Annotated in this window: 24 protein-coding genes and 2 pseudogenes; 7 read left to right on the forward strand and 19 right to left on the reverse strand. The window is 69.9% G+C overall.

Annotated elements, in window-relative coordinates:
- Positions 1-65: 65 nt before the first annotated feature.
- A complete protein-coding gene (locus tag ACFY0O_RS19130) occupies positions 66-659 on the reverse strand; it encodes a hypothetical protein (RefSeq protein WP_388947822.1) in 594 nt (197 codons plus the stop codon).
- A gap of 204 nt (positions 660-863) precedes the next feature.
- Complete coding sequence (locus ACFY0O_RS19135; RefSeq protein WP_388947823.1) at positions 864-1310, reverse strand: anthrone oxygenase family protein; 447 nt, start codon at positions 1308-1310, stop codon at positions 864-866.
- Positions 1311-1401: 91 nt separating this feature from the next.
- Here ACFY0O_RS19135 and ACFY0O_RS19140 point away from each other — a divergent pair, with 91 nt between their 5' ends.
- Complete coding sequence (locus ACFY0O_RS19140; RefSeq protein ID WP_388947824.1) at positions 1402-1983, forward strand: TetR/AcrR family transcriptional regulator; 582 nt, start codon at positions 1402-1404, stop codon at positions 1981-1983.
- A gap of 22 nt (positions 1984-2005) precedes the next feature.
- On the opposite strand, the gene ACFY0O_RS19145 is transcribed toward ACFY0O_RS19140, so the two are convergent.
- Both ACFY0O_RS19145 and ACFY0O_RS19150 read right to left on the reverse strand, forming a co-directional pair.
- Complete coding sequence (locus ACFY0O_RS19145) at positions 2006-2155, reverse strand: hypothetical protein (protein ID WP_388947825.1); 150 nt, start codon at positions 2153-2155, stop codon at positions 2006-2008.
- 211 nt (positions 2156-2366) lie between these two features.
- The gene (locus ACFY0O_RS19150) at positions 2367-3122 is read right to left on the reverse strand and encodes a metallophosphoesterase (RefSeq protein ID WP_388947826.1); all 756 of its coding nucleotides are present in this window, start codon (positions 3120-3122) and stop codon (positions 2367-2369) included.
- A 155-nt stretch (positions 3123-3277) separates the two neighbouring features.
- On the opposite strand from ACFY0O_RS19150, the gene ACFY0O_RS19155 reads away from it, so the two are divergent.
- Positions 3278-4705, forward strand: coding sequence for a PLP-dependent aminotransferase family protein (locus ACFY0O_RS19155; protein WP_388947827.1), 1428 nt, complete (start codon positions 3278-3280; stop codon positions 4703-4705).
- Between the two features lie 229 nt (positions 4706-4934).
- On the opposite strand, the gene ACFY0O_RS19160 is transcribed toward ACFY0O_RS19155, so the two are convergent.
- On the reverse strand, positions 4935-5750 hold the full coding sequence (locus ACFY0O_RS19160; protein WP_388947828.1) for an NAD(P)H-binding protein: 816 nt from the start codon (positions 5748-5750) through the stop codon (positions 4935-4937).
- Between the two features lie 85 nt (positions 5751-5835).
- Here ACFY0O_RS19160 and ACFY0O_RS19165 point away from each other — a divergent pair, with 85 nt between their 5' ends.
- A complete protein-coding gene (locus ACFY0O_RS19165) occupies positions 5836-6240 on the forward strand; it encodes a winged helix-turn-helix transcriptional regulator (RefSeq protein ID WP_388947829.1) in 405 nt (134 codons plus the stop codon).
- Between the two features lie 55 nt (positions 6241-6295).
- Here ACFY0O_RS19165 and ACFY0O_RS19170 read toward each other — a convergent pair.
- Positions 6296-7180 (reverse strand): annotated as a pseudogene (locus ACFY0O_RS19170) (transposase); the annotation flags it as partial.
- The gene (locus ACFY0O_RS19175) at positions 7116-7802 is read right to left on the reverse strand and encodes a DUF642 domain-containing protein (RefSeq protein WP_388947830.1); all 687 of its coding nucleotides are present in this window, start codon (positions 7800-7802) and stop codon (positions 7116-7118) included. The pseudogene ACFY0O_RS19170 and the gene ACFY0O_RS19175, both read right to left, overlap by 65 nt.
- Before the next feature lie 372 nt (positions 7803-8174).
- Here ACFY0O_RS19175 and ACFY0O_RS19180 point away from each other — a divergent pair, with 372 nt between their 5' ends.
- Complete coding sequence (locus ACFY0O_RS19180; protein WP_388947831.1) at positions 8175-9329, forward strand: oxygenase MpaB family protein; 1155 nt, start codon at positions 8175-8177, stop codon at positions 9327-9329.
- A 721-nt stretch (positions 9330-10050) separates the two neighbouring features.
- Here the strand turns inward: ACFY0O_RS19180 and ACFY0O_RS19185 are convergent.
- The 6 genes from ACFY0O_RS19185 to ACFY0O_RS19210 all read right to left on the reverse strand — a co-directional run bounded on the left by ACFY0O_RS19185 (position 10051) and on the right by ACFY0O_RS19210 (position 13668).
- The gene (locus ACFY0O_RS19185; RefSeq protein WP_388947832.1) at positions 10051-10287 is read right to left on the reverse strand and encodes a hypothetical protein; all 237 of its coding nucleotides are present in this window, start codon (positions 10285-10287) and stop codon (positions 10051-10053) included.
- Between the two features lie 407 nt (positions 10288-10694).
- The gene (locus tag ACFY0O_RS19190) at positions 10695-11318 is read right to left on the reverse strand and encodes a flavodoxin family protein (protein ID WP_388947833.1); all 624 of its coding nucleotides are present in this window, start codon (positions 11316-11318) and stop codon (positions 10695-10697) included.
- Between the two features lie 336 nt (positions 11319-11654).
- A complete protein-coding gene (locus ACFY0O_RS19195) occupies positions 11655-12080 on the reverse strand; it encodes a cofilin family protein (RefSeq protein ID WP_388947834.1) in 426 nt (141 codons plus the stop codon).
- Between the two features lie 91 nt (positions 12081-12171).
- Positions 12172-12447, reverse strand: coding sequence for an isoamylase early set domain-containing protein (locus ACFY0O_RS19200; protein WP_388947836.1), 276 nt, complete (start codon positions 12445-12447; stop codon positions 12172-12174).
- A gap of 161 nt (positions 12448-12608) precedes the next feature.
- Complete coding sequence (locus tag ACFY0O_RS19205; RefSeq protein WP_388947838.1) at positions 12609-12827, reverse strand: hypothetical protein; 219 nt, start codon at positions 12825-12827, stop codon at positions 12609-12611.
- Between the two features lie 175 nt (positions 12828-13002).
- Complete coding sequence (locus ACFY0O_RS19210; RefSeq protein ID WP_388947840.1) at positions 13003-13668, reverse strand: hypothetical protein; 666 nt, start codon at positions 13666-13668, stop codon at positions 13003-13005.
- Between the two features lie 228 nt (positions 13669-13896).
- Here ACFY0O_RS19210 and ACFY0O_RS19215 point away from each other — a divergent pair, with 228 nt between their 5' ends.
- The 3 genes and pseudogenes from ACFY0O_RS19215 (at position 13897) to ACFY0O_RS19225 (ending at position 15488) form a co-directional block, all read left to right on the forward strand.
- Positions 13897-14304: an ATP-binding protein gene (locus ACFY0O_RS19215; RefSeq protein ID WP_388947842.1), complete on the forward strand. Its 408-nt coding sequence runs from the start codon at positions 13897-13899 to the stop codon at positions 14302-14304.
- A gap of 363 nt (positions 14305-14667) precedes the next feature.
- Positions 14668-15190 (forward strand): annotated as a pseudogene (locus ACFY0O_RS19220) (TetR/AcrR family transcriptional regulator).
- Positions 15191-15314: 124 nt separating this feature from the next.
- Positions 15315-15488 carry a CsbD family protein gene (locus tag ACFY0O_RS19225; RefSeq protein ID WP_388947843.1) on the forward strand — a complete coding sequence of 58 codons (174 nt, stop codon included), beginning with the start codon at positions 15315-15317 and terminating at the stop codon, positions 15486-15488.
- A gap of 109 nt (positions 15489-15597) precedes the next feature.
- Here the strand turns inward: ACFY0O_RS19225 and ACFY0O_RS19230 are convergent, their stop codons facing one another.
- The 6 genes from ACFY0O_RS19230 to ACFY0O_RS19255 all read right to left on the reverse strand — a co-directional run bounded on the left by ACFY0O_RS19230 (position 15598) and on the right by ACFY0O_RS19255 (position 26277).
- A complete protein-coding gene (locus ACFY0O_RS19230) occupies positions 15598-22953 on the reverse strand; it encodes a LamG-like jellyroll fold domain-containing protein (RefSeq protein WP_388947845.1) in 7356 nt (2451 codons plus the stop codon).
- 590 nt (positions 22954-23543) lie between these two features.
- Positions 23544-23666 (reverse strand): hypothetical protein, encoded by a 123-nt coding sequence (locus tag ACFY0O_RS19235; RefSeq protein ID WP_388947846.1) that lies wholly within the window; start codon positions 23664-23666, stop codon positions 23544-23546.
- Positions 23663-23956 carry a DUF6247 family protein gene (locus ACFY0O_RS19240; RefSeq protein ID WP_388947848.1) on the reverse strand — a complete coding sequence of 98 codons (294 nt, stop codon included), beginning with the start codon at positions 23954-23956 and terminating at the stop codon, positions 23663-23665. The genes ACFY0O_RS19235 and ACFY0O_RS19240 overlap by 4 nt, the downstream gene beginning before the upstream one ends.
- 49 nt (positions 23957-24005) lie before the next feature.
- Positions 24006-24923 (reverse strand): S1 RNA-binding domain-containing protein, encoded by a 918-nt coding sequence (locus tag ACFY0O_RS19245; RefSeq protein ID WP_388947850.1) that lies wholly within the window; start codon positions 24921-24923, stop codon positions 24006-24008.
- A complete protein-coding gene (locus ACFY0O_RS19250) occupies positions 24872-25222 on the reverse strand; it encodes a hypothetical protein (RefSeq protein WP_388947852.1) in 351 nt (116 codons plus the stop codon). Before ACFY0O_RS19250 ends, ACFY0O_RS19245 begins: the two co-directional genes overlap by 52 nt.
- Positions 25223-25713: 491 nt before the next feature.
- Complete coding sequence (locus ACFY0O_RS19255; protein WP_388947853.1) at positions 25714-26277, reverse strand: RICIN domain-containing protein; 564 nt, start codon at positions 26275-26277, stop codon at positions 25714-25716.
- Between the last annotated feature and the right edge of the window lie 75 nt (positions 26278-26352).

Here is a 26352-nt window from a genome sequence, read left to right on the forward strand (position 1 = left end):
GCGTCTTGATCACACACCCGGTGTAGCGGCCCCTGGGCCGGCCCCGACACCACATCAGCCGCTGCTCACCCGAGTGGGTGCACCACTTCACCGGGAAAACGATCCAGCTCCAAGCTACCTCTCACCCGGCAGCCGCGGCCGGCCCCGCGGCCGTCACGTCCAGGCGCAGGTGCCATCCCGCCCCGGTTGACGGCCCGATCCGCGCTCAGCTCCGCCAACAGGTCCGGGCGCACCAGCGGGACGTCCAGGACGTCACGGCTCCCCCACGCCGAGGCGAAGGTGACGCCGGTCCAGGGGTGCCCGTCCAGCCGGACCCGCACCGTACGGCGGCCGGTACCGACCGGGACCAGCGACGCCGCCGGCATCGCCACCAGGATCTCGATCTCGTCGTGCTCCAGCAGCCATCGGACCGCCGCCCGGTCGAAGAGCGGGCGCAGCTCCGTTCCGCCGGTTGGTGCGGGGAAGTCGCCGTGCCGCTGCTGCGGGGTGAGGCGGGCGATCGTCGCCACGGACTCGGCCGCGCCCAGGGCGGCCAGGGCGTCGGCGTCCTCGTCGGTGGAGCCGCCGGACAGCACGTCTTCGCCGTCGGCGTCCTCGGCCAGGACCCGGTGCGGGCCGTCGAGCCGGAAGCGGACCGTGCGCGGCCCGGCGCCGACCACCGCAGGCCGCCGCCGGCATCGAGACGGGTACCTCGATCTTGTCGTGGGCCAGCAGCGACGCGACGATCGCCGCCCGATCGGCGCCGGGAGGGGCGCCGGCTGCGGTCGCCGGCCGTGATCGTTACCGGCCTGGCGAGACGTGTCACCGTCACCAGCCGTGTGTTCCGGGCCAGCGCCCTCGAACCCCGGCTCCGGCAAAGGGTTTCAGGTGAGGGCGGTCACCAGCAGGGTGAAGGCGGCGATGATGACGGCCACGCGGGCGTAGTGGTAGCGGTCCCAGCGGTTCATCTGCTCCTTCCAGTCGGCGGGCCGGGCCTCGGGGGTCCACGCCTTTCCCCGGTTGTTGATCGGGACGAGCAGCAGGACCGACATGATCACGCTGACGATCAGCAGCGCGGCTGCGGCGAGGACGAGGCGGGTGCCGTGGTCGTGCCATCCCGCAACGGCCCAGATCGCGGCGAGGACCAGTGAACCGATGTACCAGAACGGCATCAGGGCGCCGAGCATGCGGCCACCGTGGGAGCGGGCCTGCTGATGGGCGTCGTCCGGAAGGGCGTTGAAGATCCGGTTCATGACGAAGGCGACGGAGAACTCCACCCCCACCATCAGGCCGACGACCACGGTGGTGATGACCTCGAGTGCGCTGAGCATGGCGTCCCTCCCGGGAGCTAGCGTTGCTAGATGATGTGAGCAACGCTAGCGCTACTGTCGCTCGCTTGTCTAGCGGTGCTAGGATCCAGTCATGTCAGTACAAAAGGAACGCAAGGCACGCGAACGGGCGGTCCGCGAGCGCCTCATCGTGGCGACGGCACGCGAACTCGCCGAGCAGCAAGGCTGGGACGCGGTGACCACACGCCGGCTCGCCGAGCGCATCGAGTACAGCCAGCCCGTGCTCTACAGCCACTTCCGGGGCAAGCGCGAGATCATCGGCGCCGTCGCCCTCGAAGGCGCCGCCGAAATGGCCGCGGCGGTGCGGGCCGCAGCGGCCGGCGCGGACGGCCCCCGTGAGCGGGTCACCGCCCTTGCGCACGCATACCTCGACTTCGCCGAGGCCAATCCGGCCGTCTACGAGGCCCTGTTCCAGCTCGACGGCGGCCTGGCGTACGCGCGGGAGGACACGCCGGAGCCGCTGAAGGACGCTTTCGCGGCGCTGCTGGAGACCCTGGGCGAGGTCGCCGGGGACGACGTTCCCACGGGACTGTTCACCGAGGTGTTCTGGGCCTCCCTGCACGGGCTCGCGACCCTGACCCGGGCCAGGCGGCTACTGCCGCAGGACGCCGCGCAGAGAGTGGAACTGCTGGTGGACCGGCTCGCCGCTGCCTGAGGCACCATCGCCCGGACTGTGGTCAGTGTGCGTTTGGCCCTGCCCAGCCGAGCTGGAGGAACAGGCCCAGACGGTCGCTGACCGCACGTATCTGGGAGATCTGCCGCGGGTGGGTGCCGGACTGCGTGACCCGTGCGACGACCCGGTCGCCCTCGGCCACGAGCTCCTGCACGCGGTCAACGGGTCGAAGGAAGCCAGCTGCTGGCGCAGGCCGTCGAAGGCCGCGCCCGGTTCGTCGGCCTCGCCGTGGATCGAGGTGGTGTCCGGCGGCCGTAGCCTGCGGCCCTGCCGAGTGCGGGTCCACGGGTGGGGGTACGTCCCGGTGGGGTGGGTGTGCGGCCTTGAGCGGCCCCGCCGTGCACTGTGCTCAGCCTTCGGCTCGGTCAAGCGGTGATGGTGCGGAAGTGAGTGGTCAGGCGGCCGTCGTGGTCGAGGATGTGGAAGGCGAGCGCGGGCGGCTGGTCGAGATGGACGTGATCCTCGGCGTGGTCGTGGTGCTCCCAGGGGAGGCGGAGGACGGAGACCACCCCGGGGGCTACCACGAGCGGGCGGTTCGCGAACGTCGTCGCGGCCGCGGTGTGGGCGTGGCCGCACAGGAAGGCCTTCAGGTTCGGGTGACGCTCGGCGAGCTGCGCAAGACGTCTGGTGCCGAACTGGCGGACGCTGTCGATGTAGGGGTCGTGGAGGTCGGCGGGCGGGTGGTGGAAGGCGGCCAAGACCGGGAGTGCGGTGGGGGTCGCGGCCAGCACGGTTTCCAGCCAGGCCAGTGTGTTGTCATCGAGGAGGCCTTCGTCCTTGCCCGGCACCGAGGAATCGCACAGGGCGATGGCGAATCCGGCGCCGGTGTACACGTGGTTGACCGGGCCGGGGGTCGGGCTCCGCCCCAGGAGATGGCGCTGGAACGCCGCGCGTTCGTCGTGATTGCCGGGACAGAACAGAACGGGGTGGCGGGAGGCGAGGAGGTCGCGGGCCAGCTCGTATTCCTCCGGAAGGCCGTGGTCGGCGATGTCTCCGGTGACCAGGACGGCGTCCAGGTCGTACGGGAGGGTGTCGAGATAACTCATCACGGCTCTCGTGCGTTCGGTGGCGCGCCGGCCGGTGTCGATGTGAGGGTCGCTCAGTTGTGCGATCACGATCACTGGTGGGCTCCTTCGTGAGGATGTTTTGGGTGGGCGGCCAAGGCCCGCTCCGGCTGGGCCCACGCGGCTCGGAGGCGGGCGACGGGCGACGGGCTGCGTTCGTTGGTGATCTTCACCCTAGGTGGGCAGTTGGACCAGAGGTAAGGTCCGGTTTCATGCCGAAATCCTGGTCCGGTTCCTCCGTCGGCCTGCATCTCGACCTCGACGCCACGAGTGGGCGGCGGGCCGGGCTGGAATCCGCGTTGCGGGCCGCCATCCGCGAGGGGCGCCTGAACGCCGGCACCCTCCTGCCCTCCACCCGGGCGCTCGCCCGCCAGTTGGGGCTCGCCCGCGGAACCGTCACAGCCGCCTACGACCAGCTGGTCGAGGAGGGGCACCTGACGGCACGCCCCGGGTCGGGCACGAGGGTGGCCGCGCTGCCGCCCACTTCCCCCGACGGCACCCGACGGCGAGCCGGAGCTGTGGGCGCGGCGTCGACGGGGCCGGCTACTGCCGTGGTGCACGACCTGCGCCCCGGCCTCCCGGATCTCAGCATGTTCCCCAGCCGGGCCTGGCTCGCCGCCACGCGCCGCGTCCTGGCGACGGCCCCACCCGAGGTTCTGGGTGCCGGGGACCCCCAGGGGCGCATCGAACTGCGGACCGCTCTGGCGGACTACCTCGGGCGCGCCCGGGGAGTGACCGCCACCCCGGACCGCATCGTGATCACCTCGGGCTTCTACCACGGCCTGAGCTTGCTCAGCCGTGTGCTCTTCGCGGCCGGCGCACGCAGCGCAGCGATGGAGGACCCCGGCCATGACCTCTACCGCGCGCTGGTGCGACGGGCGGGATTCACGGTCCTCCCGTTGGAAGTCGACACCAAGGGCGCGCGCGTCGACGAGCTCACGGCGGCGGTCGACGTCGCGTTCCTGACTCCCTCGCACCAATATCCCTTGGGCGTGCCGCTCCACCGCGACCGCCGCAGGGGCCTGGTGGCATGGGCCCGCGCCACGGGTGGGCTGATCATCGAGGACGACTACGACGGGGAGTACCGCTACGACCGTCAGCCCGTCGGCGCCCTCCAGGGAATCTCCCCCGACCACACCGTGTACTGCGGCACCGTCTCCAAAACCCTCGGCCCGGCGCTCCGCCTGGCCTGGCTGCTCCTGCCCACCCGGCTGGTGCGGCCGGTTGTCGCCGCCCAGCAAGAGGCCGTCCTCTACACGGAGACGCTGGGGCAGCTCGTCCTGGCCGAGTTCATCTCCACCCATGGCTACGACCGGCACATCCGGGCCACCCGCCTGCGCTACGGTCACCGGCGCCGCCTCCTGCTCGAACGCTCGGCCGCGGTACCGAAACTCGCCGTACGGGGAGTGTCGGCCGGCCTGCACACGACACTGGCCCTCCCCGCCGACTGGCCCGACGAGGAACGGCACATCCTCGCGAGGTGCGCCGATGCCGGCTTGGCATTGCGCGGGCTGGGCGAACTCCACCACCAGCCGACGGAACGCCCGCAAGGCCTCCTGGTCGGCTTCGCCGCCTCCTCCGAACGCGCCTACCCCGCAGCACTCGACGCCCTCTTCAGCGTGCTCACAGCCGCACGCTGAGCGCCACGCCCCCCCTCCAGCCGCTCCATCAAAGCGGCGACTTCACGGGTCCGGCCTGGCGACCCTGCATTGCGCGCTGGGGAAACGTTTCGACGCAAGTGACGACCGCCTGGCTGGGTTGCAGCCCGCATCCCGGCGCGGAATCGCGCAGAAAGCTCGGGCTGTACGAGGCCAGGACGTTGGTTACGCCGTCTCTCGTAGTCGAGTCGCCGGGGGCTGGTTCCCGGCGTCAGCGTGCGCCGGGACGCATCGCAGCCGTGGTGTCCACCGCAACGGCCAGAGCATCGGTGAGCGGTCGGTCGAGCAGTCCCACAAGGTCGGGGCTGGAGTTGCTGAGGAACCCATGGCGGACGCTGGTGGCGATCGAGGCGAGCATCGGCGGCTGGAACGGCAGCAGTGCGTCGTCCGCGAGGAGCCGGGCGCGGTACTCGCTGAGCCCGATCGCTCGGTGGGCGACGTCGAGGCGTTCGGCGACATCGCCGGCGGTGATCCGGTCGCCGACCAGGTCGTAGGTCTTGTCGACGTGCGCGGTCGGGTGGCTGGCAACGATGGCTGCGGCTGCGGCCAGGTCCGCCCGAGCCACCGCAGAGAGAGCGCCATCGCCAAAAGCTGACTCCAGGCCATCGGGTGTCCACGTCAACAACGCCCCGAAGAGCTCGGCGTAGAGGCCATTGCGCAAGATCGTCCACCCGAGACCGCTGGCCTTGACCAGGTCCTCAGTGGCGCGGTGGGCGAGCGCGAACCCGAGATGATCCCCGGCGCCGGTCAGGCTGGTGTAGATCACGTGCGCGACGTCGTCACGGACCGCAGCGTCAAGAAGGGCCCGGTGACGAGCGATGACCTGGTCGTCCTCCGCATACCCGGCCGAGACCAGGACCAGCGTCGAGACATCGGCGAGGTCCAGGCTGGTGGGGTCGTCGAAGTCCAGTCGGCGCTGCCCGTCGGCGGGTGTTCGGCTGCCACCCAGAGCGGGCACCTTCCGGTCGGCCAACTCCTGGAGCGTGAGGGAGGCAAGCTGTCCGTTCGCGCCGGTCACCATGATCATTGCCGTTCAATCTCCTACCGTGGTTCTCTTCAGTAACTACGGCGATCCTGAACCGGCCGCGGTCGGCCCACAAGGAGGCAGTTTCATGTCAGTGACGCACACCGATGTAACCGCTGGCCCCGCAGAGCTGGAACCGTGCGGGCAACCGGACCACCCCGACTGCGGGATCCGCGACGTTCTCGACCGCGTGGGCGACAAGTGGTCGGTCCTCGTGATCGTCGAGCTTGCGAACGGGGCGCGGCGCTTCCGGCAACTCCAGCGCGCCATCGATGGAATCTCCCAGCGGATGTTGACGCTCACCGTCCGCCGGCTGGAACGTGACGGGCTGGTCATTCGGACCGTCTACCCAACCGTGCCTGCCCAGGTCGACTACCGCCTGACCGAGACCGGCGCAAGCCTGACCCACCTCGTCAAGGCACTGGCCGACTGGTCACTCGAGCACCGAGACACCATCGCCCAAGCCCGCCAGGCCTACGACGCGCAGCGATGATGCTGCCGGCCTCGGTCGGCGGCAGCACGGTCCCGGTCAGCTTGTTCTTTGTCTGCCAAGACCTTCCGGGTTTGCCGATGGCCTTGAGGGTCTCGGGGTTTGGGAACACGGGCCGGGCAGGCGAGGTGAGCGCAGACGCTCCTGAACCCTCGGACCCGTGCCTGTGTGAGCCGCTCGGGCAGGGCGGGTTTCTCCCGGGGCCGGCGGAGGTCCGCGGCAAGGGGCGGGCGAGCCGGAGCTGGGTGTGAGCGACGACCAGGATCCAGGTCCAGCGGTCCGCAGCCTCGGAAGTACGGAGCATGCGTGTCGTCCAGCCCAAGGTCTGCTTCGCGAAGCGGAAGGTGTGCTCCAGATCGAAGCGGCGGAGAAACCGCATCAACGTTCCCTCGACCACAGGCAGTTCGCCCCCGTGGTCGAGCCATGAGGAGCGGTGAGTGAGCCTTGGGCGGACCCGGTCCCATGCCTGGGCCTCGGCCTTGCCGTAGTTGGCAGTGTCCGTGACCGTGGTGATCGCGGGCTCGGGCCAGGTCTCTGGCTCCGTCCTTGGGCGGCCGACCGTTGATGCCGTGCTTGAGCGGACCCTGCCGGCCATCTCCACCGGTAGATCGCGCAAGACCCTCGCGAGACGGGTGACGTCATAGCCGGCATCGCTCACGACCACGGTGGGCCCTGCGGCGATGAGCCGTTCAACGACTCCTCGGAGCTGGTCGGCGGTGACCGCCGTCGCGTCGTCGACCGGGCCGAGCCGGACCGCGTCCAGGATCGCGGTCCAGGACGCGGGACCCGGTTCCAGCACAGCGACGAAGGAGTAGGGCCGGCCCGGAATGAACTGCGATGCCGTCTTCGCACGGCCGTAGATGTGACAGAACAGCCGATCAGCTGAGCACGGTGCGTCCGAGCGACGAACGGACCAACGACCCACCGACTTTGCGGAGACGACCTAGTCCTCGATGACCTTGATGTCGGTGATCAGGGGGCCGCAGGCGTGGGGGGTCGGAGATGAACTGCAGGCGGCTGAAGCGGTCGGTGCCGTAGAGGGTGGCGCGGCGCAGGTTCCAGGTGGCGTTGCGGCCGGGGGCCTCGACGGTGCCGAGGCGGAAGGAGACGGCGCCGGCGGGGTCGGCGGCGAACTGGACGTGGAAGTTCTGCTCGACGGTGCGGGCGCCGGCCACGCAGTCGGGGTGGTCGTTGATCTTGACCTTGAAGGTGACGTTCTCGGTGGCGTCCTTCTCGGTGGCGATGGTCTGCTCGATGCCTCCACGTTCGCTGCCGCCCAGGTCGATGGCCTGGGAGCCGTCGGTGGTCCTGGAGACCTGCCGGCCGAAGACGTCGACGCTGCCCAGGACCACCCGCCAGCCGGGGATGGCGTTGCTGCCGACACCCACGCGGACAAAGTCGCGGTCGCTGGCGGGGTCGACGTAGGGCTGGATGAACGACGGGTTCGTGACCGGGATGAGAGTGGCGGCGTTGGCACTGGTGGAGGTGGTCGCCAAGGCCGTCGCGGCCAGGGCGGCGATCAGCGTGGTGCGGATCAGCCGGCGGCCCGCCTGGGCAGAGGGCATGGATACTCCTGGAGGGTGCGGGCGACAGCGGGGCTGTCGGCCTCCTGCGGTGGGGCACCCAACACACCACCGGACCGCCGTCGGACGACAGCGGTGATCGTTTCTGCATCCGTCAGGGTCACCTCCCTGGCCGATCACGGGCGTGAGCAAAGCGTTTCCGCAGGTCAGAGCAGGTTCAGGCGGGTTCGAGGTCGGGCTCAAGGACGCCGGTCAGGGTGTGACGCCGTTCGGGTGAGGCGGAAACGATCCACTTGGAGCGGGTGTTCCGCATGGGTCGGCTGCGGCGCGAGCCTGGTTCCCGCGTCCGCGCAGAGAACTCCTGGCGCGGGCGCGAACATCCACCCCACCCCCCACCCCAGAAGGGACACGCCTGTGGCTTTGACCGCCCAATACGTGGCACAGGAGCTGGAAGCGGCGGGCAAGTTCGGCGACCCGAAGGCCGACCAGCTGGTCTCGGACCTGATCGACAACAAGGAGATCGACGGGGTCAACGCCCTGTTCCGCACCATCGGCACCCTCAAGCCGGGCCAGGATCTGTCCACCCTGCCTCCGCGGCTGGCGGAGTTCCTCAAGGAGGCCGCCGCCCCGCCGCCGGACTGGTCCGAGGCCGACGTCAAGGCCGCGGAGAGCTTCTTCGCCCACCACCACGGCGAGGTGTCCATGCTCCAGGGCACGGTCGGCCTGATCGGCACCTACCTCTCCCCGACCGGGGCGTTCACCCTGCGCTCCACCGGCCGCCTCGGCGGCGTCGAGGGGCCCGGCCGCCGCCTGTCGCAGTCCTCGCGCCTGTTCGTCGACATGGGCAACAAGAACGCCATGCGCGACGGCACCCTGGCCGCGAACGTCACCAAGGTCCGCCTCGTCCACGCCTCGGTCCGCCAGCTCCACAAGAAGTCCGGCGAGTGGGACTACGCCAAGTGGGGCGAGCCGGTCTCGCAGAAGTACACCACCGGAGCCGCCTGCGTCTTCTCCACCCAGATCCTCCAGGCCATGGACCGCCTGGGCATCCACGTCGCCAAGGACGACGCCCGCGGCTTCATCTGCGCCTGGCACTACGTCAACCACTACCTCGGCACACCCGAGAAGTGGCTCCTGCCCAAGGACGCCGACGAGGTCGAGCGCCTGTGGAACCAGGAACGCGACAAGGAATGGTCCAAGACCGACGACGGTGTCTTCATGACCAAGCAGGCCACCGACTTCTACAAGAAGTTCTACCCGCCCGGCGCCCACGACGCCTTCATCGCCATGGTCCGCCACGCGCTGACCGACAAGTACGCCGACATGGCCGGCCTGCCCAAGAGCGTCCTGGGCACGGCCGCCCAACCGCTGGCCGCCGGCAACAAGCTCGTCAGCGGCGTCGGCGGCGGCCTCCTCGGAGGCGCGGCCAAGGACACCGTCGGCGTCAATCCGTACAAGGAGATCATCGGCGTCGCCTCCAAGGCCTTCAACGAAGTCCAGAAGTACGCCCTGACCCACGACCAGGACGACCAGCCCCAGATGCACCAGGAACTCCACGACAACCGCTGACACACTCGTAGCCCGTCGGCGAGCGGCCTACCGGCGACGGCCTCTGGCCCGCACCACCGGGCCAGAGGCCCAAACCCGCAACCGCTCCCGCCAGCTCTATCCCGCGGACGGGAGTCAGACGGGCGCCTCGCGGAACCGAGCACCGCGCCGCGGTCTACGCGCACGTGGCCGCCACACCGGCCGGCCTACGAGTCGATGAGACCGCCCGACCCGATCGTGGCTGTCGTGCCGTCGTCACGGCGCAGCGTGTAGGAGGTCGTGTAGTCCGGAAGCGCGCCAGTATCCGCGAGTCGTGTGGCACGGCCCTCGGACCTGCTGCTGGGCTCATGGCGCCGTGAAGTCCTTGATGGCCTGTCCGGCTGCCTTCTTCATGGACTCGGTGACCGTGATTTGGCCCCCACCGGGGCGTCGATGTAAGGCTGCTGCGCCCACTGGGCAACCATCCGCGGGCCTTCTTCACATGCCACCAGCCCCGGCATGCTGATGCCGTTAGCGTCCTTCCCAAAACCGCGATCAAACGGGGCATTCGACCCTCGCTCTCCGCCACTCGGCGCGCCAGCACACAACCCCCACCAGGGGGCCCAGTCCCATGCCCATCCCCCGCACGCCCCACACGCCAGACCCCGTCACCCATCAGGACCAAGCAGAAACGACACCCCCCATCCGGCCGTCGGCCGGCGGGTAAAGGCCGACGGCCTGCCGCTCGCGACCGCCGCGGCGGTCAGAGTGGACCCATGCCCGACGCGCCCCTGTTGAAGGCATCGCCAGCTGCGCTAACCCCCTCAGAAGGGATAGAGAAGACCGGTGCCTGGAAGCCGGGGGCTTGAACCTGCTGCACCGCCTTGCCCAGAGCCGCGGCCTTCGGGTCACCGCTGGCCAGCAGCATTTCCACCACCGACTGCGGCACCTCGGCAGCCGCACGCACCAGACCGGCAACCACGTTCACTGCCTCACTCATGACACTCCCCCTTGGATCATTGACGTCGAACACACCTCACCACCAGCGCAACTCGCACGCTGCCCACGGCGAGAGCAAACGGAACGTTCCTTCACCCATCAAGCCACCTCACTTACTGCCGCCGACCCGGCGGGCCAGTCCCGGGACACGCGAAAGGGCCGCCACCCGAGAGGTGGCGGCCCGGACCTTGTCAGACGGGCCGCCCGGGCGCCTGTCGGCTTCACGCGGTGCGCCGGCTGACCGTCGCCGTCGTGCTGGGTGATCGTCAAGTCTGGCGGGCTTCCCCTCGGCCATGATGTCGTTCACCGAGCCGGCGGCCTGCTTCCCCTCGCTGCGCCCGCTCCAGCAGCCGAGCCGAAACCATGGTGTCGGCCTGCCACCCGAGCAGGTGGCAGGCGGCCGAGGGGTCAGGACGGCGGGTAGGGGGCGTACTTGAGGCGACGTGCCAGGTGGGCGGTGTTGGCCGCGAGCGTGGCGGTGGTGGCGGCCGTCTTCTCCGGGGTCTTGTCGAGGTCCTGATAGTCGGTGCCCTGCATGGCCTCTCCCACCCAGTAGGTCACCGCGTTGGCCGGCAGGGTGAAGCCGCAGTCGTTGAGACCCTGGAACAGCTCGGCGCTGACGTGGTGGGCGCCGTCCTCGTTGCCGACCACGCAGACTCCGGCGACCTTCCCATAGGTGAGCATCCTGCCCTCCTCGTCACTCTCCCCGATCTCCGCGTTCAGGCGCTCCATGACCCGCTGCGCGACGCTGGAGGGGTGCCCGAGCCAGATCGGGGTGGCCAGGATCAGGATGTCGGTGCCGAGGATCGTCTCGCGGATCTCCGGCCAGAAGTCCCCCTCCCCCATGTCGACGGCCACACCTGGCCGGACGTCGTGGTCGGCGATGCGGATGACCTTGCCGCTCACGCCGTGGCCGGCGAGCGCTTCCATGGTCTGCTCGGCCAGCAGTTGGGAGGAGGACGGCTTCGGGGACGGGGACAGGGTGCACACCAGGGCGACGGCCCGCAGCGGAGTGGTCTCGTTGGCTTCCATGCCACCCGCCTACCCAGACGAGCCCGCTGCGATCAGATGTCTCAGCATGTGGCACGCACTCCTGCGGTTCGGGCCCGTCTGGCGGTTGGCGGGCCGCGCAGGTGGATGGAATTGACGACCGCACCTGACGCCTCAGGCGACAGACTCGGGCCCGCGACCCCCAGCTGGGGCGCGGGCCCAGCTCGCCGGCGGTGGGGGTCCTCTATCGGTGCCCTCCACCGACGCAACTGCCCCGGCACGCGCGCGGCCTGTCGTCCGTCCCACCGCCGGGGCGGTCCCGCCCCCGGTGGACTCGTTGGACGTTGTGGGCGGTCACCGGCAGGCTGGTGCGCAGGTTCAGGGGGTGCCGGTGGCAAGGGCGACGAGCCGCTGGTAGGCGAGGTGGTCTGGCCTGCGGGCGGTGAGGTGGATACGGACGTCGGCCAGGGCGTCCTTCAGGGTGTCGTAGGCGCGGGTGTAGTCGTCCTGCTGCTTGGCGGCTGCGGGCGGCATCCACAAGATCAGCAGGCGTTCGTGGCGGTGTGCGCCGTCCTTGTCGGCGAAGGAGAGCTCGTAGACGATCAGCCGCGGCTCCCGTTCCGGCAGGGCCTGGAGGAGCTCGTCGTGCGTGAGGTTGGCTTCGACCTCTGCGACCAGGACCTGAGGCGTGCCCGTGGTGTGCATGACCACGGTGTTGATCTGTCGTGTTTCCCTCAGGTCGCGTAGGGCCTTCAGACAGCCCGAGGACAGGCTGATCATGCTGCTCAGTGGGGCCTCCGTCATGGGTAGGTGGGCAGGAACGCGTGGCGGCCCCCGGCCTGGCCGTGCGGGCCGCCGGCCTCGAGGGCCGCCCCGGTGGCTTCCCCGGCGGGGTTCAGGTGTGCAGGCGGCTGTTGTGCCCGTCCTGGTCGCCGGCGCTCTCGTCGTTGAACCAGTAGTCCCCCGCCGCCAGATAGCGGAACGCGTAAGTGCTCTCCCCCGGCAGCTCCACCGTCACCGCCCGCTTGCCGTCCTTGCGCGGCTTGAGGGTGTGGGCGCCGGGCTGCCAGTCGTTGAAGTCCCCCACCACGCTCACGGGACCCGGCGGAACATCCGCAGGAAGAACGAAGGTGACCTCGGTACGGTCCTTACGCATCGTGCGCTCCAGCATCCAAGCACTCCCGACCATCGCAGAAAAAGGGTGACCTGGCCCATCGTCAGCGGCTGGTGCCCTGGGCGCACCTCGACGCCCTCTATCCCGCGCCCACCCTCACCCCTCCGCCACAGGCGGTGATGCAGATGGCACCGCGCGCCGGCCAGGCTGGGGTACCTCTACCGCCGGTGGGCGAGGGCGTCGGCGAGCTCGTCATGCGTCATGTGCGAGCGGCCGCGGATCCCGGCCTTGGCGGCCTTCTCGCCGGTGGCTTTGAGGCTGCGGGCGCGGTCTACGGAGGCACGTAGGGCTTCGATCAGGTCGACGGCGCCGGTGGCATTCGGGGCGGCCCCTTCCTTCTCGGCCGTCTCACCCCTCTGCTCCGCCGCCTGCTCCACCCTTCAGCCGCTCCACCTCGGGAGACCGTGATTCCATCTGCTCACGACATCGGCATAGCCGAAATCATGCTGAGCATGGCGCCGTAGGCCTCGTTCCTACTGCATGAGGTCTAGCTTGGCCTTCTCCAGGTTTGTCCTGTTGAAGCTCACGTCTGTCAGGACGACGCAGGCGAGATTAGCGGATTGCGAGAACGAGAGGTCGAGATTGGATCTGACGATGCGGGGCAAATCTCACGTCGGCATGTTCCAGATTCACGGGCCCAAGACCAAGGCACGGCGGAGGAACACCCTTGTCGCCCTCAGTGAGCAGACGCTGCGTTTCATCGACACGATATGGCGTCAGGTTCAGGCCGTGTAGGTCGGCGTAGGAGAGATCGACCTGTGCTCTTACGCCCTTAGCCGCGGATCGGGTGGCTAGGATGAAAACTACTGCGGAAATGTCTGGCTTCTGTTCCTCGATCCGCCCGGAGAGCTCTTTGAATTCTCCTGTCATGGGGACAGCACTCTTCTCGCGGATGTAAGAAGTCAGGACCGCGATTACTCGTGGCTGATCTTTTTCCGAGTCACGCATGATGCGATCCAGGGCATGGATACCACCGATCCGAACTTCCCTTTCCTTTGATCCCAGATTGGTCGTCGCGTCGTTGAATCGCGCGGTGTATTGGCCCTGTTCGGCGATGTCGACCTGTGCGCCGGTGTAATCGCCGCTCCTGGGGCACCCAAGCGCACGGAAGCGGGCACCCGTGCCGGTGAGGTCGAGGACCTGAAGTGCCTGGCGGGGGACGTGCGCAAGTTCCAGGGTCCCGCCCTCGGACACGTCGATGGTCAGGGCGGGAATCATCTCGGCCGCCGTTTCTGTAGGAGCCCATCATGGTCGGCTCCCGGCAGGTGGGCGGAGGAGGCCGTCAAGCGTCCGGCACCGCGCCGGCCAGCAGCCGAGCAAGACCACCCGCACCCTCCCACCCTGCCCGGCAAGGCCGGGCAGCCCCCGCGCGGCGGGGCCGGGCATGGCGCGGCGCGGGCCGGGCAGGCGCCTGGCCCGGCCCCCACACGGCTCGAGGAGGGGATGATGGCCGACCCCGCCAAACGGCACTGCCCCTGCGAAGGCAGCGGAGCGGCAGCCCGCGCCCGCGACGAACTGCGCCACTTCCTCGACGACGTCCTCGCCTGCGGGCACCGGGTGCCGCAGACCGTCCAGGACGCGGCCCTGGTCGTCGTCAGCGAACTGGTGGCCAACGCACTACGCCACACCCGCGGGCCCTGCACCCTGGACCTGGGCTGGGCGCCGGAGGGCGGGATCGACATCGACGTCACCGACACCAGCCCCCAGCAGCCACGCGCCCGGACCCCGGACCCGGGCGGAAGAGCGGGGGGATGGGGATGGCCGCTGGTCCACCACCTGGCCACCGGGGTGGAGGTCCGCCCCACCACGACTGGCGGCAAAACCATCCACGCCCACATGACCACCGGCGTATGACCGGACGTGGGCACCAGGGCTACCGCCGGTCGGTCAGTGGCGCCTTCACCGACGCGGCGGTCAGTGCCGTGCCGATGGACGTCGGCGGCCGCGAGCCTGTGCGCCAGGGTCTGCGCGCGGGGGTTCGGCCCTCCCCGGCAGAGCTCAGGAGTCGGGGCAGGAAGGCACGCAGCGCGTCCGGCGCGGCCGTGCGCTGCACCGGCAGGGGCTCCCCGTACTCCCCCACGGTGGCGAACACGAAGTCGCGGTACTCGCCCTGGGCATGATTGGCCCAGCGGCAACGAACGGCTCCAGCCGCTGAGCCGGTCCACGGACGGCCACGTCGCCCCTCTGCGGCAACACGGTCCGATCCGCTCCCGCGAGATGTCGGCGAGCATCCAGGAGATCGCCGAACGCGCCGACGTCGGCTTCGGCACGTTCTACAACCACTTCGAGGCCAAGAACGACCTGTTCGACGCCGCGGTCGGCGACGCCCTGGAGGAGTACGGCCAGCTGCTCGACAGCGTCACCGAAGGCATCGACGACCCGGCCGCGGTCTTCGCCACCAGCGTCCGCCTCACGCTGCGGCTGGCCGCCTCGCACCCCGAGATCCCCAGATCCTGCGCCTGCGCGGCCTGCCGCACATCAACCCGCCACCGGGCTCGGGCCGCGCGCCCTGCGCGACCTGGAGGTCGGCAAGGCGTCCGGCCGCTTCACCTTCGAAGACCCTCTGGTGGCTCTGTCCGCGGTCGGCGGCGCGCTGATCGGCCTGCTCCAGCTCAACTCGGCGCGCGACCTCGGTACAGAGGCCGGCGAGCAGATGGCCGAGATGATCCTGCGCATGCTCGGGCTCCCCGTGGACGAGGCCCACGAGATTTCCGTCCGCCCCCTGCCCGACCTGCCCTGACCCCGTCGGTCCGCCGACCCCGCGACTGGGGGCCAGGCGATGGTGCTGGTTCGGTTTATGAGGGGTCCGAGCGGTCATACGGGGCGCTGTAAGGCTTTTTCGACTGAGCAGGGAGTGATCAGCTGTGTCTGGTGAGCAGAAGGCCGAGGCGAAGGGCGAGCAGGCCAAGGGCAAGCTCAAGGAGACCGCTGGCCGCCTGACGGGCAATGAGCGGATGGCCGGCGAGGGCCGCGCGGAGCAGGCCACGGGCGATGCGCGTGAGGCCAAGGAGAAGATCAAGGACGTCTTCAAGCACTGACCTACACGTCGTGAGGGCCCGGACCGCTCTGCGGTCCGGGCCCTCACGACGTGTAGGTGGTCACGCGGCGGCGGCCTGAGGTCGGGCTGCCGGAGGGCGGGGCGGGATGTCAGTTTTCTATGCCGAAGTAGCGGGTGAGGTAGTCGATGATTTCGGGGGCGTGGGGGACGAGTTCGGGCAGCTGGGTGGCGAGGGCGTCGCGGGTGGCGGCGGCCAGGCCGGCGCTGCTGGTGGCGGCGGGGCGGACGTAGGGTTCGAGGCGCTTGATCAGCTCGTAGTTGCTGTCGATGTTCTCGGCGCGCATCGCCTTGTCCAGCGGCGGCGCTCCGGGCGGCGGGACGGGTGCGAGGACCCGGCTGACGTAGGTGACCCGGTGCAGGACGCGCCAGCACGGGGGCTTGGCGGAGCTCTGGCGGGTCTGACGCAGGGCTGCGGCGTCGGGGGCGTCGCTGTTCGACAGCCAGGTGGGGTCGACGACCTTGTTGTAGAAGTCGTCGAAGTTGGCGCTGTTCTCGCCGAGGTAGAAACTCAGGAAGCGGTAGGCGTCCACCTTGCCCGGCACCATGACGGGCTTGCCCGCCCCGTCATAGAGGGGCTTGCCGTCCTTGTCCCGGCGTTGCAGGTCTCCGGACGGCGCGCACTGGACGTCGAGGCCGAAGCTGCGGGAGGTGTCCCTGCTCTTGGCCCGGGTGACGGTGAAGCCGCCGCCCCTGGAGCCGTCCAGGTGGGCGGTGAAGCCGATGCCGAGGACGCCGAAGCTGAAGTCCATGGATCCGCCGAACTTGCTGCTGTAGGTGTAGGAGCCGGAGGTGGTCTCGCTGACGGCGTCGGTGGCCTCCGTGGTCTCGGCGAAGAAGCCGCCCTGGGCCGTCCAGACGTAGGTGTTGACCAGGTCCCGGTGGGAGTAGCCGGTGGCGGTCTTGCTGCCGGCGGTGGTGCGGCGGCCGTCCGGGCCGACGGACACGCCCATCGAGCGCAGGGCCGTCTTGGCCTGTTCCTTGGCCTGGTCGTCGCTCGTGTTGTGGTCGACCTCCGTGGAGAGCGACTCGTAGAAGGCTTGCAGTCGCTGCTGGTCGCGGGTGATGCGGCGCTTGAGCGCGTAGGCGTCCTTCGGCTTGAAGTAGCTGTACTCGCCGTAGTCCTTGGCATTGGGGTAGTCGGGGTCGAGGACCTTGCCGTTGTCGTTGAAGCCGACCGCGCCGTCCAGGGTGCCCTGCTTGGTGTAGCGGGGGTTGATCGGGAAGTGGATGACGTTCCAGTCCAGCGGGATGTCGGGGTTGGGCATCATCCGGTAGGCGACGAGGGCGCCGGTGTGCGCCAGGCGCAGGGCGAAGATGTCGGCGGTCTGCGACTGGACCAGTGCCATACCGGTGTTGGCGGGCACGTAGCGGCGGCCGACGGCGGCGTTGAGCACCTTGGCGGGGTCCTCGACGTAGCCGCTCAGCGCGAGCTTGGTCTTGCGGGCGGTGTTCTTGCCCTGGCTGACCTTGGTGTCCTCGCTCCAGGTGTTGGAGAACTCGAGGCTGCCCGTCGCGGCGAGCTTCAGCTGGAAGCTGGCCGCGGGGGTCGCGGTGCCGACGCCGAGCGGCGCGGTGACGGTCATGGTGCCGGTGTCCGTCTCGCCGCCGAAGGAGAAGTTGAAGGCGGTGTTGACGCTCCGGGTCCGGCTGGCGGAGAGGCTCTGCACCACCTGCTCGGCCTCGCCGAACTCCACCGAGGAGGCGGCGGCGTAGCCGTCGGCCTTGTCGGTGAGGTTCTCCGAGGGCACCGGCGGGGCACCCTCGATGTAGCCCATGAGCTGCGGGTCGAACTGGGCCTGGCCGACCCATTCGGTGATCAGGTCGCCCACCTTGTAGCCGGTGATCAGGTGCCAGCGGCCGTCGCGGACGAAGCCGTAGCAGCGCTTGAGCACGCCGAGCGCCTGGCCCCGGGCGTCGTACTGGAGGTCGGCGTACTCGGTGGCGCCGGGTGCGCCGGCGATGGTGCTGTGGAAGGGGGTGCGCACGTCGGCGAGGGCCGAGCGGACCTGTGCGGTGTCGGCGGAGACGGGCGCGGTGGAGAGCAGGATGCGCGGCCGCTTCGGGGAGAAGTCCAGGTTGTTGCCGCGCAGGCCTTCGTCGCGCACCGAGGCGGCGCCTGGCGCGGTGGAGTCCTTGTCGAAGGGCCAGTAGCCGAGCAGGTCCTGCTTGTCGCCGCGCAGGCGGGTGAAGAGGTTGTCGGAGATCTGCTCCCGGGTGCGGACGGTTCGCCAGACCCGTACCTCCTCCAGGGTGCCTGCCAGCAGCTCGGTGGGCTTGCCGCCCACCAGGCGTCCGCCCAGGGTGAGCTGGGCGTCGCCCCAGGCGTCGTGGTCGCGGGGGGTCACCGGGCCCTCGGACAACGGCTCGCCGTTGCGGTAGAGCCGCAGGGCGCTGGCCTTCGGGTCGGGGTCGCGGGTCCAGCGGGCGCCGCGCAGCTTCGCGGGGAAGGATCCGCCGACGTCGTGGGTGACGTTGCCGGTGTTCTCGTTGAAGGGCCAGCAGGCCAGCAGGCCCTTGTCGCGCGGCCGGACCGGCAGTCCGAGCTGGGGGGCGGTGCGCGCGGTGCTCCACAGCCGCACCTCGCACAGGACACCGTGCAGTCCGCGGCCCATCTCCAGCGGGCTGGTGTTGGACTGCGGGCCCGGGCCGCTGTACAAGGTGGTGCCGGCCGACACGCCGTCGAAGTAGAGGCGGATCTGCTGCACCGGCGGGCTGCTCTCGGTCAGCGTCGCGGTGGTGCGGGCCTCGGGGCTGAGGCGTTCGCGCACCACGGTGAGCCGGTGGAAGGTGCCGGGCTTGACGGCTTGGGCGGTGGTGTAGCGGCTGGCCTTGCCGTCGGCGTCGGCGAAGGCGAACTCCACCCGGCCGTCGGCCCGGATGCCCAGCTGGTACGGGACGCCGTCACGGCCGCCGTCGACCGCCGCTCCCTTGGCGAACAGGACCACGGGCTTGCCCACCTGCTCGACCTGGACGAACGCCTCGATGGTGAGGTCCTCCAGGATGTTGAGCGAGTCCTGCGAGTCCACCGACAGGCCCTCGCCGCCGTCCAGGCGCACCGCCCAGGACTGGGCGAAGGTCGCGGCGACGTGCCCCCACTCGTTGCAGGGGAATCGCTCGGCCGAGCGCGCCACCTGGCCGCCGACCCGCGCGACCACCTGGTAGCCCTTGATCGGAGAGGCCGTGTCGTTGGAGCCCTCGAAGTTCCAGTGGCCCAGCAGGCCGGGCTCCAGGCCGGACAACCGCTGGTAGCGCTGGGCGGTGATCTCCTCCGGGGTGCGGACCCGTCCGAAGACGCGGACCTCGTCGATCAGGCCGTAGAGGTGGGCCCCGGTGAACTGCTGGTGGCCCAGGACCAGCGGCCCGTTACCGGCATAGGCCCCGGTAGCGGTCCGCCGGGCGACCTCGACGCCGTCCCGGTAGAGGATCTGCTCGCGGGTGGCGTTCTTGTACACCGCGGCCCAGTGGTGCCACTCCAGGTCGGCATACGCCTGTGTGGTGGTCAGGTCGTCACCGAACAGCGCGAAGCCGAAGGTGTTGTCGGGCTCGAAGTGCAGGTGCAACGTCCGGTCCTTGTGGCCGCCCTCCTGGAGGCCGTGGGTCAGCAGTGGCTCCCGGACGCTGCGGGCGTTGTCCCGCTTGGCCCACAGTTCGATGGTGAAGTCGCGGTGCGACAGGTCGAGCGAGCCGGTCAGTTCGACCTTGGAGTTGCCGAGGAACTGCCACACCGGGAGGCCGGCTGCGCCGAGCGCCAGCGAGTAGGACGCCCCGTCCGTTTTTCCGTGGATGAGCCGGCCCTGCCCGGCCTCGGGGTGGACCCACGCCTCCAGGCTCAGGTCACCGCCCGGGGTGACGGCCTGCTGCTGGGCGGCGGGCAGCGTCAGGTACTGCTCCTTGCCGTCGAACAGGAAGGCGCGGCCGGGCATTTCGGCCCGCCAGCGGCAGCCGCGGCCGGTGATGGACGCCTTGGCCGTGCCGTTGGGCACGGAGTCGACCCCGCCCGTGGCCAGTCCGATCAGCCGGGACCCGGCGGACAGCAGCACTCCCGGGCGGCTGGACTGCGCCTGGTCCCAGTCGTAGTTGACGATGCTGACCTTGTCACCGGGCTTGATCGCGGTGCCCGCCGAGGTGAGGGTGAGGCTCTTGGCACCGACCGGCGCGTCTGCGGACACGGCGTAGTTGGTGCTGCCGATGAGCAGGTGGGCCCTGGCCGACGCGGCGACGGTGGTGGGGGCGGTCAACTCCACCGTGCTGCCCGTCACCCGCGCGACCGCGCCGAGCGTCACCGGCCGGCCGGGGCTCCCCGCCAGCGCGGCGGCCATCAGCTCGGCCTTGCGCGGCAGGGACTTCCAGGTCTCGGTGTCCGACCCGACGGTGACGGTCAGGTCGCAGCGGCCGGGTGCGTCGCCGTCGCTGACCTTGATGGTGCACGGGTTGAGGGTGACGGCCGGGTCGCGGGCGAGGAAGGCCAGCGTGCCGCCGTCCCCGGCCAGCGTCTGGGTGCCGCGGATGACCGCGGTGTCGTAGTACGTGGCGAAGAACTGCTCGTTGACCCCGCGGAAGTACAGCACGAGGTTGCCGGTGCCGCTGTCCATCAGCGCCGGCCGGTCGGTGCCCCGGGCGAACTCCAGCAGGCTGCCCGACAGGCTCAGCCCGGTGGAGTCCACCGCGATCAGCGGCATGGCCAGCGTCAGGTCGTCGTCACCCTGCAGAGCGGTCGACAGGGCGGCCAGCTTGCTCTGCGCCACTTGCAGTTCGGCCTGCCGGGCGGCGAGCCGAAGCTGCAGCTCAGCGGTACGCTGCTGGGCGGTGAGCGCCTCCGCAAGCTTGCGGCGCAGTTCGTCCATCGCCGTCTTGGCGGCGCCGTACTGCTTGTCGAGACCTGAGGCCAAGCCGAGGTTCACCAGCAGGAACAGGCCCGACTCCGCGGTGAGGCACTCGCTCGACTGGCACAGGTTGGCGAACGGCACGGCGGAGGGCGAGCCGATCGCGAGCTGGCTCTTCCGGTTGACGAAGCGGACCTCGCGCGTGGCGGTGACGTCGGGATTGCTGCTGACGAGCGTGAACTGCATGGCGGGGTTGGTCAGGTGGCGGGGGGACGCGTCCAGCCTGGCGTTCTCCGCAGTCGAGTCGTCGACGACGTGCAGTACCTGCTGGTTCTTGTTGGTGGAGGCCAGCCAGTAGCAGGGCTTGCCGTCCGGGCTCTGACCGGCGAGCTCCAAACGCCAGACCATCCGCGACCGCGCCTCGGCCGGCTTGTCCTCGGTGAAGACCGCCAGGCCGTTGCCCCCCGAATTGGTGGAGGCGAACAGCCAGCGCCACCGGTAGCCGCTCGGCGCCACCCGCTCGGTCTTCAGCCCCAGGTTGTAGTTGTAGGCGGTCGCCAGGTCCTTCTCGGCGAGGTAGCGCCGCTCCAGGTCCTCGAAGCCCGGCCGCTCGCGGTCGTACTGCGCCTGGTACTCGGTCGCCTTGCCGGCCACGCCGGCGAGTTGGGTGATCTGCTGTTGCAGGTCGGCGATCTCCGGTTCCAGCCGCTTGATCGTCTGTTGCAGGGCGCTGATCTGTTCCGAGTCCTGGCCCTTGACCGGGCGCTTGAGCACCGCAGGGTCCAGCACGTCCGGTGCCTGGGCCAACCGGCCGTCGCGGCCGACGGCGAAGTCCAGAGCGGCCATGTGCGGGTCCTGGCCGTCCTTGGCGGCGAAGGCGAGCATCACCCGTGCCTGCCGCTTGGCGGGCTTGGGGTCGGGGCGGTACCCGGCGACGACATTCTCCTGCTGGTGGTAGAGCACGGCCGACATGCCGGACTCGACCGTGCGCCCCTTGAGGGTGAAACTGTCGCGCCGCACCCCGGGGTGGTCCCCGACCGGTGCGTCCGAGCCGGTCCACCGCGCGTCGGCGCTGAGCGTGCCGTGCAGGGCGTTGTCCGTCTGGTCGTACGCGGTGGTGCCGGCGCCCTCGTCGAAGCGGTAGTAGGCGACCAGGCCCGGCTCGTTGCCTATCAGCCGGTACTTCATGTCCTCGGTCAGCTCGGCCTGGGACCGTACCCGGTTCCAGATCCGCAGCTCGTCGACGTCACCGTCGAAGTGCTCGCCCGCCTCGTCCTTGCCGACCAGGCTGTTGGCGCCGGTGGCCGGGGTGAACGGCAGCGCCCCGCTGCCGGCGGCCTGGCCGTTGACGTACAGCGTCGCGGTGGTGCCGTCGAAGGTGGCGGCGACGTGGGTGTAGGTGTCGGTGGGGAGGGTCTCGGTGGAGGTGAGCGGGGCGGGCGCCCCCGCGTGGGTGAGCGTGACCGCACCGGTGGTGTCCAGGCTCAACTGGTACTCGCCGCCCCGGCCGAGCACCGGGCCGTCGTACGAGCTGGGCTTGACCCAGGCCTCGATCGAGTACGCCTTGCCGCCGAAGCGCAGCGCCGCCGGATCGCCCAGGTCGACGCAGGGGTCGGTGCCGGTCAGCCGCAGCGCCGTCTCCGCGTGCCCCTCGGTGCCCGTGACGGGGACCAGCTCGCGCCCGGTGAACGGACACGTGCCCGGTCGGCGTTCGAACACCGAGTCCCGGTAGAGGGGGTCCGGGCTGGTGTAGAAGCGGGTACCGAGGGTGTTGAACAGACCCTGGACTCCCTGCTCGACGTTGAAGCAGTCGATGCGTCCGGTGGCGTCGTTGTGGGCGAACAGCTGCCAGCGCTGCACGTTGCTGATCGCGGTGGGTATCAGGACCGCGGCGAACCGGCCTCGGGTCAGGTTCCGGACGAAGGAGAGTTCCTGGGTCGGCTCGTGGAACGGGCGGCCCTCCATGTCCTCTGTGCCCAGGCTGTCCTTGGCCGACTCGGGCCGGGTGGCGTGCCGGCTGCGCTTGAAGCGCACCTCCAGGACGGGCTTGAGCTTGCCGTCCACCAGCAGGAAGCGGTCGGCCAGCAGGGTGTCGCGTACCAGCGGCACCTTCTTCGCCCCGCTGAGCACGTAGTCGCCGCGGGCGGCGTCCCCGGAGCAGCCACCGCCGGTCAGCTTGTGCACCGCATCGGGGTGCGTCCCGCCGACCGACTGCCGCAGCACCACCAGGTACGTGCCGTCGGAGACCACGTGGAACGGCGCGTCCGCCGTTAACCGGGCGGTGGTCGACAGGAAGGAGTCGGTCTCACCGGCCGTCGGCCGCTCGTCGGGGCCCGCCTCGGTCCCGCCGCGCTTGACCGTGGGCATCGCCGTCGCACCCACGACGGCGTACCCCACCTCAGCCAGTTCCCGGGGGAAGGCCAGTTCGGCCGGGTTCTCACTCCAGTACGCGGAGTCGATCTCCCCCTTGGTCTGCTGGCCGGACAGATCGAGCACGGAGTAGACGATCCGGCGAGCTGCGTCCATCGCGAACGCGATGGTCGTGCCCTGGTGCCGCGCCATCGTCACATGCCGGTACGACCGGTCTCCGTAGACCTTGAGCAGAGATTCCTGAGGTGCCACTGTTCCCCTCCCACAAACATGGACGCCTGGCCTCCGGTTCCTCCGCCAACAGGAGCACGGCGATGGATCCGCGGAGCACTCCTCACGAAGCGTCGACAGTCTGGCATTCGTGGCCCGAAGGCAGAGGATGTTAGGAAATTACCGGAGTACAGATGACTTAATAGCGCTTTGGTGGCCGGACTTCGCTGTCCGACCGGGTGGAGTGCGGCCGTTCTCAAGCAGTAAATTCCAAAGCCAGCCGCATCACGTCGCTCGCACAGCTCACACCCATTGACCAGGTGTTACGTCCGTAGGTGGCTGGCGGTCCGGGGAGGCGAGCAGCCTTTCACCCCTCACCTGACCAATGACTACGCGGCCGGCAGCCACCCCGCCGAAACCAAAGCCGCTTTCCGCCCCGGTGGCCGGTTCCCCTCCGGAATGCGAGGCCGCCTCCGCACTCCCAGCGACGATGTGAACGCCCCGGCCCGGAACGCAGGGAGGTCAGCAAAGTGCCCCGGGACGTCGTGACTGTAGGTGAGGGAGAGCTGGCCGACGGCCGCGTAGCGCACGTCCTCGCCGTCGAGGTCGTCCGCGTTCCACTGACCGAAGCCTCACGGGTCGCCAGCGGCCGCGCCCAGGATGTCCCACACGGTGTCTTCGACGTGCTCGGGCAGGGTGTCGAGGACCTGGGCGGCCGGTGCGGAGAAGCGGACCGCGTACGGCTGTCCGCTCACCGGCGCCTTCGCCTTCCCCGCAGCTCCGCCATGTCGATGGCCTCGCTGTCGTCGTAGCCGGAGGCGACGAACGCGTCGAACGCGGGGGCGTGGGCGAGGCGGCCCTGCCAGTCCTGGACGACCTCGTACAGGCCGGCGAGGGAGAACGTCCGGCGGGACTCCTCCAGCGCTGCCGCCCACTCCCGCTCGAAGGCCGGCACCCAGGTGTCGGCGCGCGGGTCGGCGCGCAGCTGGGCGAGGAGTTCGGCCGGAGCACCGGGCGCCCAGTGGGTGTGAGTGGTCCTCGACATACCGCGTACTGTCGGGCGCGACTCGGCCTGCGCCGGATTCCTCTCGCCGTCAGTTGCGCCGACCTTCGGTAGCAGAGGTCAGAGCCTGGACATGTGACAGAGCAATACGACAGCGCGCGAGATCGACGTCGATGATCTTCACAGTCAGGGCGTCACCGACCTCGAGGACGTCTCCGGACGATTTGTCCAGCTCGCTGGTATGCACAAGCCCTTGGAAACCGTCCTCCCGGTCCTCGATGCGGACGAAGACGCCGAACGGCACGATCTTGGTGACCGGTCCGACGACCACCTGGCCGATCCTCTGCGCTACCTGCGGCCACGGGTTTTCCCGCACTGCTCTGAGCGACAGCGGTACACGTTCCCGGACCATGTCGACGTCGAGGACCTCGGCTGTGACCTCCTGGCCGACGCTGACGACGTCGGACGGGAAAGCGAAGGGGCGCCAGGACAGTTCCGGGATGTTGATCATCGCGGTGAAGCCGCCGATGTCCACGAACGTGACGCCGAAGCCGGCGATGGTCGTCACCGTGCCGGTGACCACCTGGCCGCGCCGCAGGGTCTTCAGGAACGCCCAATCCCGGTCGCTGGGCGTGGGCTCGGTCTGCCAGCGAGCGCGCAGAACGCCGTCGCTGTCGGGTAGCACAGCGGTGAACAGCGGGAGATCCTCACCGGCGTACATGGATACGACGCCGGCAGAACGCGCGCTGGCGAGCTGGGAGGTCACTGCCTCGAACTGGGTCTCGTCCACGACCGTGCTCGTCATCTGCCCGTCCTCGTCCTCCCAGACGATCTCCACGAGGCCTTCGTCGGGCAGGGCGGCCACGGCCGTGTCGACGTCGGTGAGCAGGTCTGGCCAGACAGCCAACTGGGAGCGTGGGACCAGCTTGGAGCGCACGGTCTCGATGTTGTCGCGGGTCAGGCGGTGCCACCGGGAGGCGTTGCCGACGAAGGTTTCCTCCAGGAACACCGCCCGGTGGCTACTGACCGTCCAGTGCAGGCGGGCCCAGAGTCGGCGTCGGCCGGCCGCTGCACGTACGCGGGGTCGTCGGGGGCGAAGTCGTACGGCGAGGCGTCCATGCGTTCAGGGAACAGGCCGAGCGCTCGGGTGCGGGCCAGGGCGGTCTCGCAGGGCAGGTTGCTGCCGATGTAGAGGTACTGGTCCCAGCCGACGTGCAGGGCGAACGCTCGCCCTGCCTCCAGTCGGCACCAGGCGCCGTTGTCGCGGAGCATGGACCGGACGAGTTCCAGGCCGACGGCGATCGGCACCAGAGCGCCGTCGTGGAACGCGGCCGGGCCGGCCGGGAACAGGTCGGCCAGGCCGTAGCCGTCGACCGGGGGCTCCAGCCCGAAGTGGGCGAAGCCTCCGATCTGTGGCTCGCGGACCTCCAGTTGGTCGATGCCTGCCGCTTCCGCGAAAGCGGCGACGCCGCCAGGTAAGCCTCCTCGACCGGCCCGTGGTCACTGACCGTGTCCTCGGTGCCGGTGTCGTGACCGTGCTCGTCACGGTGGGCGGGGTCGTACTTGGTGATCCGGTAGACGAACGGCGGCACGCTGCTCCCTGGGTGGCCTGAAGGGGATCCCAGCGTAGGCTCCGCCGGCGAGTCCGCGGTCAGGATCTTCGGAGGAACAGCCCAGGTGAACAGCCTGATCAGGATGATCCACCCGCTACCGTGCGCGCCACCTGGCACGATGGACAACTCCGATGCTCAGATCAGCCGCGACAGAACCGGCCGGCCGCCGGGCGGACCAAGTGGCCCCTAGCGGATGTATGTGAGGGTCCACTTCTGGTTCGGTAGTCCCTGGTTGTCGTTGGTCACGACCGGGGACTCGTTCGCGCCGTTCCAGCCGCGGTCGGGCTCCAGAACACGGCCGAAGAGATTCGCGATGCGGGCCGGGCCGGACTGGGTTGCCGGATCGACGTACCAGAGCTGGTCGACGTTGGAGAAGGACGGGTCGCAGTTGGACAGCCAGGTCGCCCACCCGCTCGGACCCTGCGCGTAGCCCGCGAGGCAGCGGCCGTCCCTGCGGGTCACCATGTGATAGCGGCCCCGGCCGTCGGGGACCAGGTCCCAGAGCTGGTACGCCTCCGTCGTGCAGTTCCACACCCGCATCCGGTCGTCACCGGCGGGCATCCCCATGCAGCGGCCCGTGCCCTGGTTCCTGACCTGGAAGGGCCCGGTTGCGGCGGCGGCCGCCGGGGCCCTCTCCGCGCCGGTCTGCGACGCGGGGCAGCCCCAAGGCAACCTGGAGGTCGGAGGACCGGCGGAACGGTCCAGGTCGGCCCTCCTGGCGCCGCCCTGCCCCCGACAGCTCCAATGCACCGTTGACAGCTCCGGTGCTCAGTCACAACAGCGTTACTGGGCGGAGTAGTTGGCGGAGTTCGCCACGTACCCCGG

It is taken from the genome of Streptomyces sp. NPDC001594, assembly GCF_042893675.1.
Classification (GTDB): domain Bacteria; phylum Actinomycetota; class Actinomycetes; order Streptomycetales; family Streptomycetaceae; genus Streptomyces.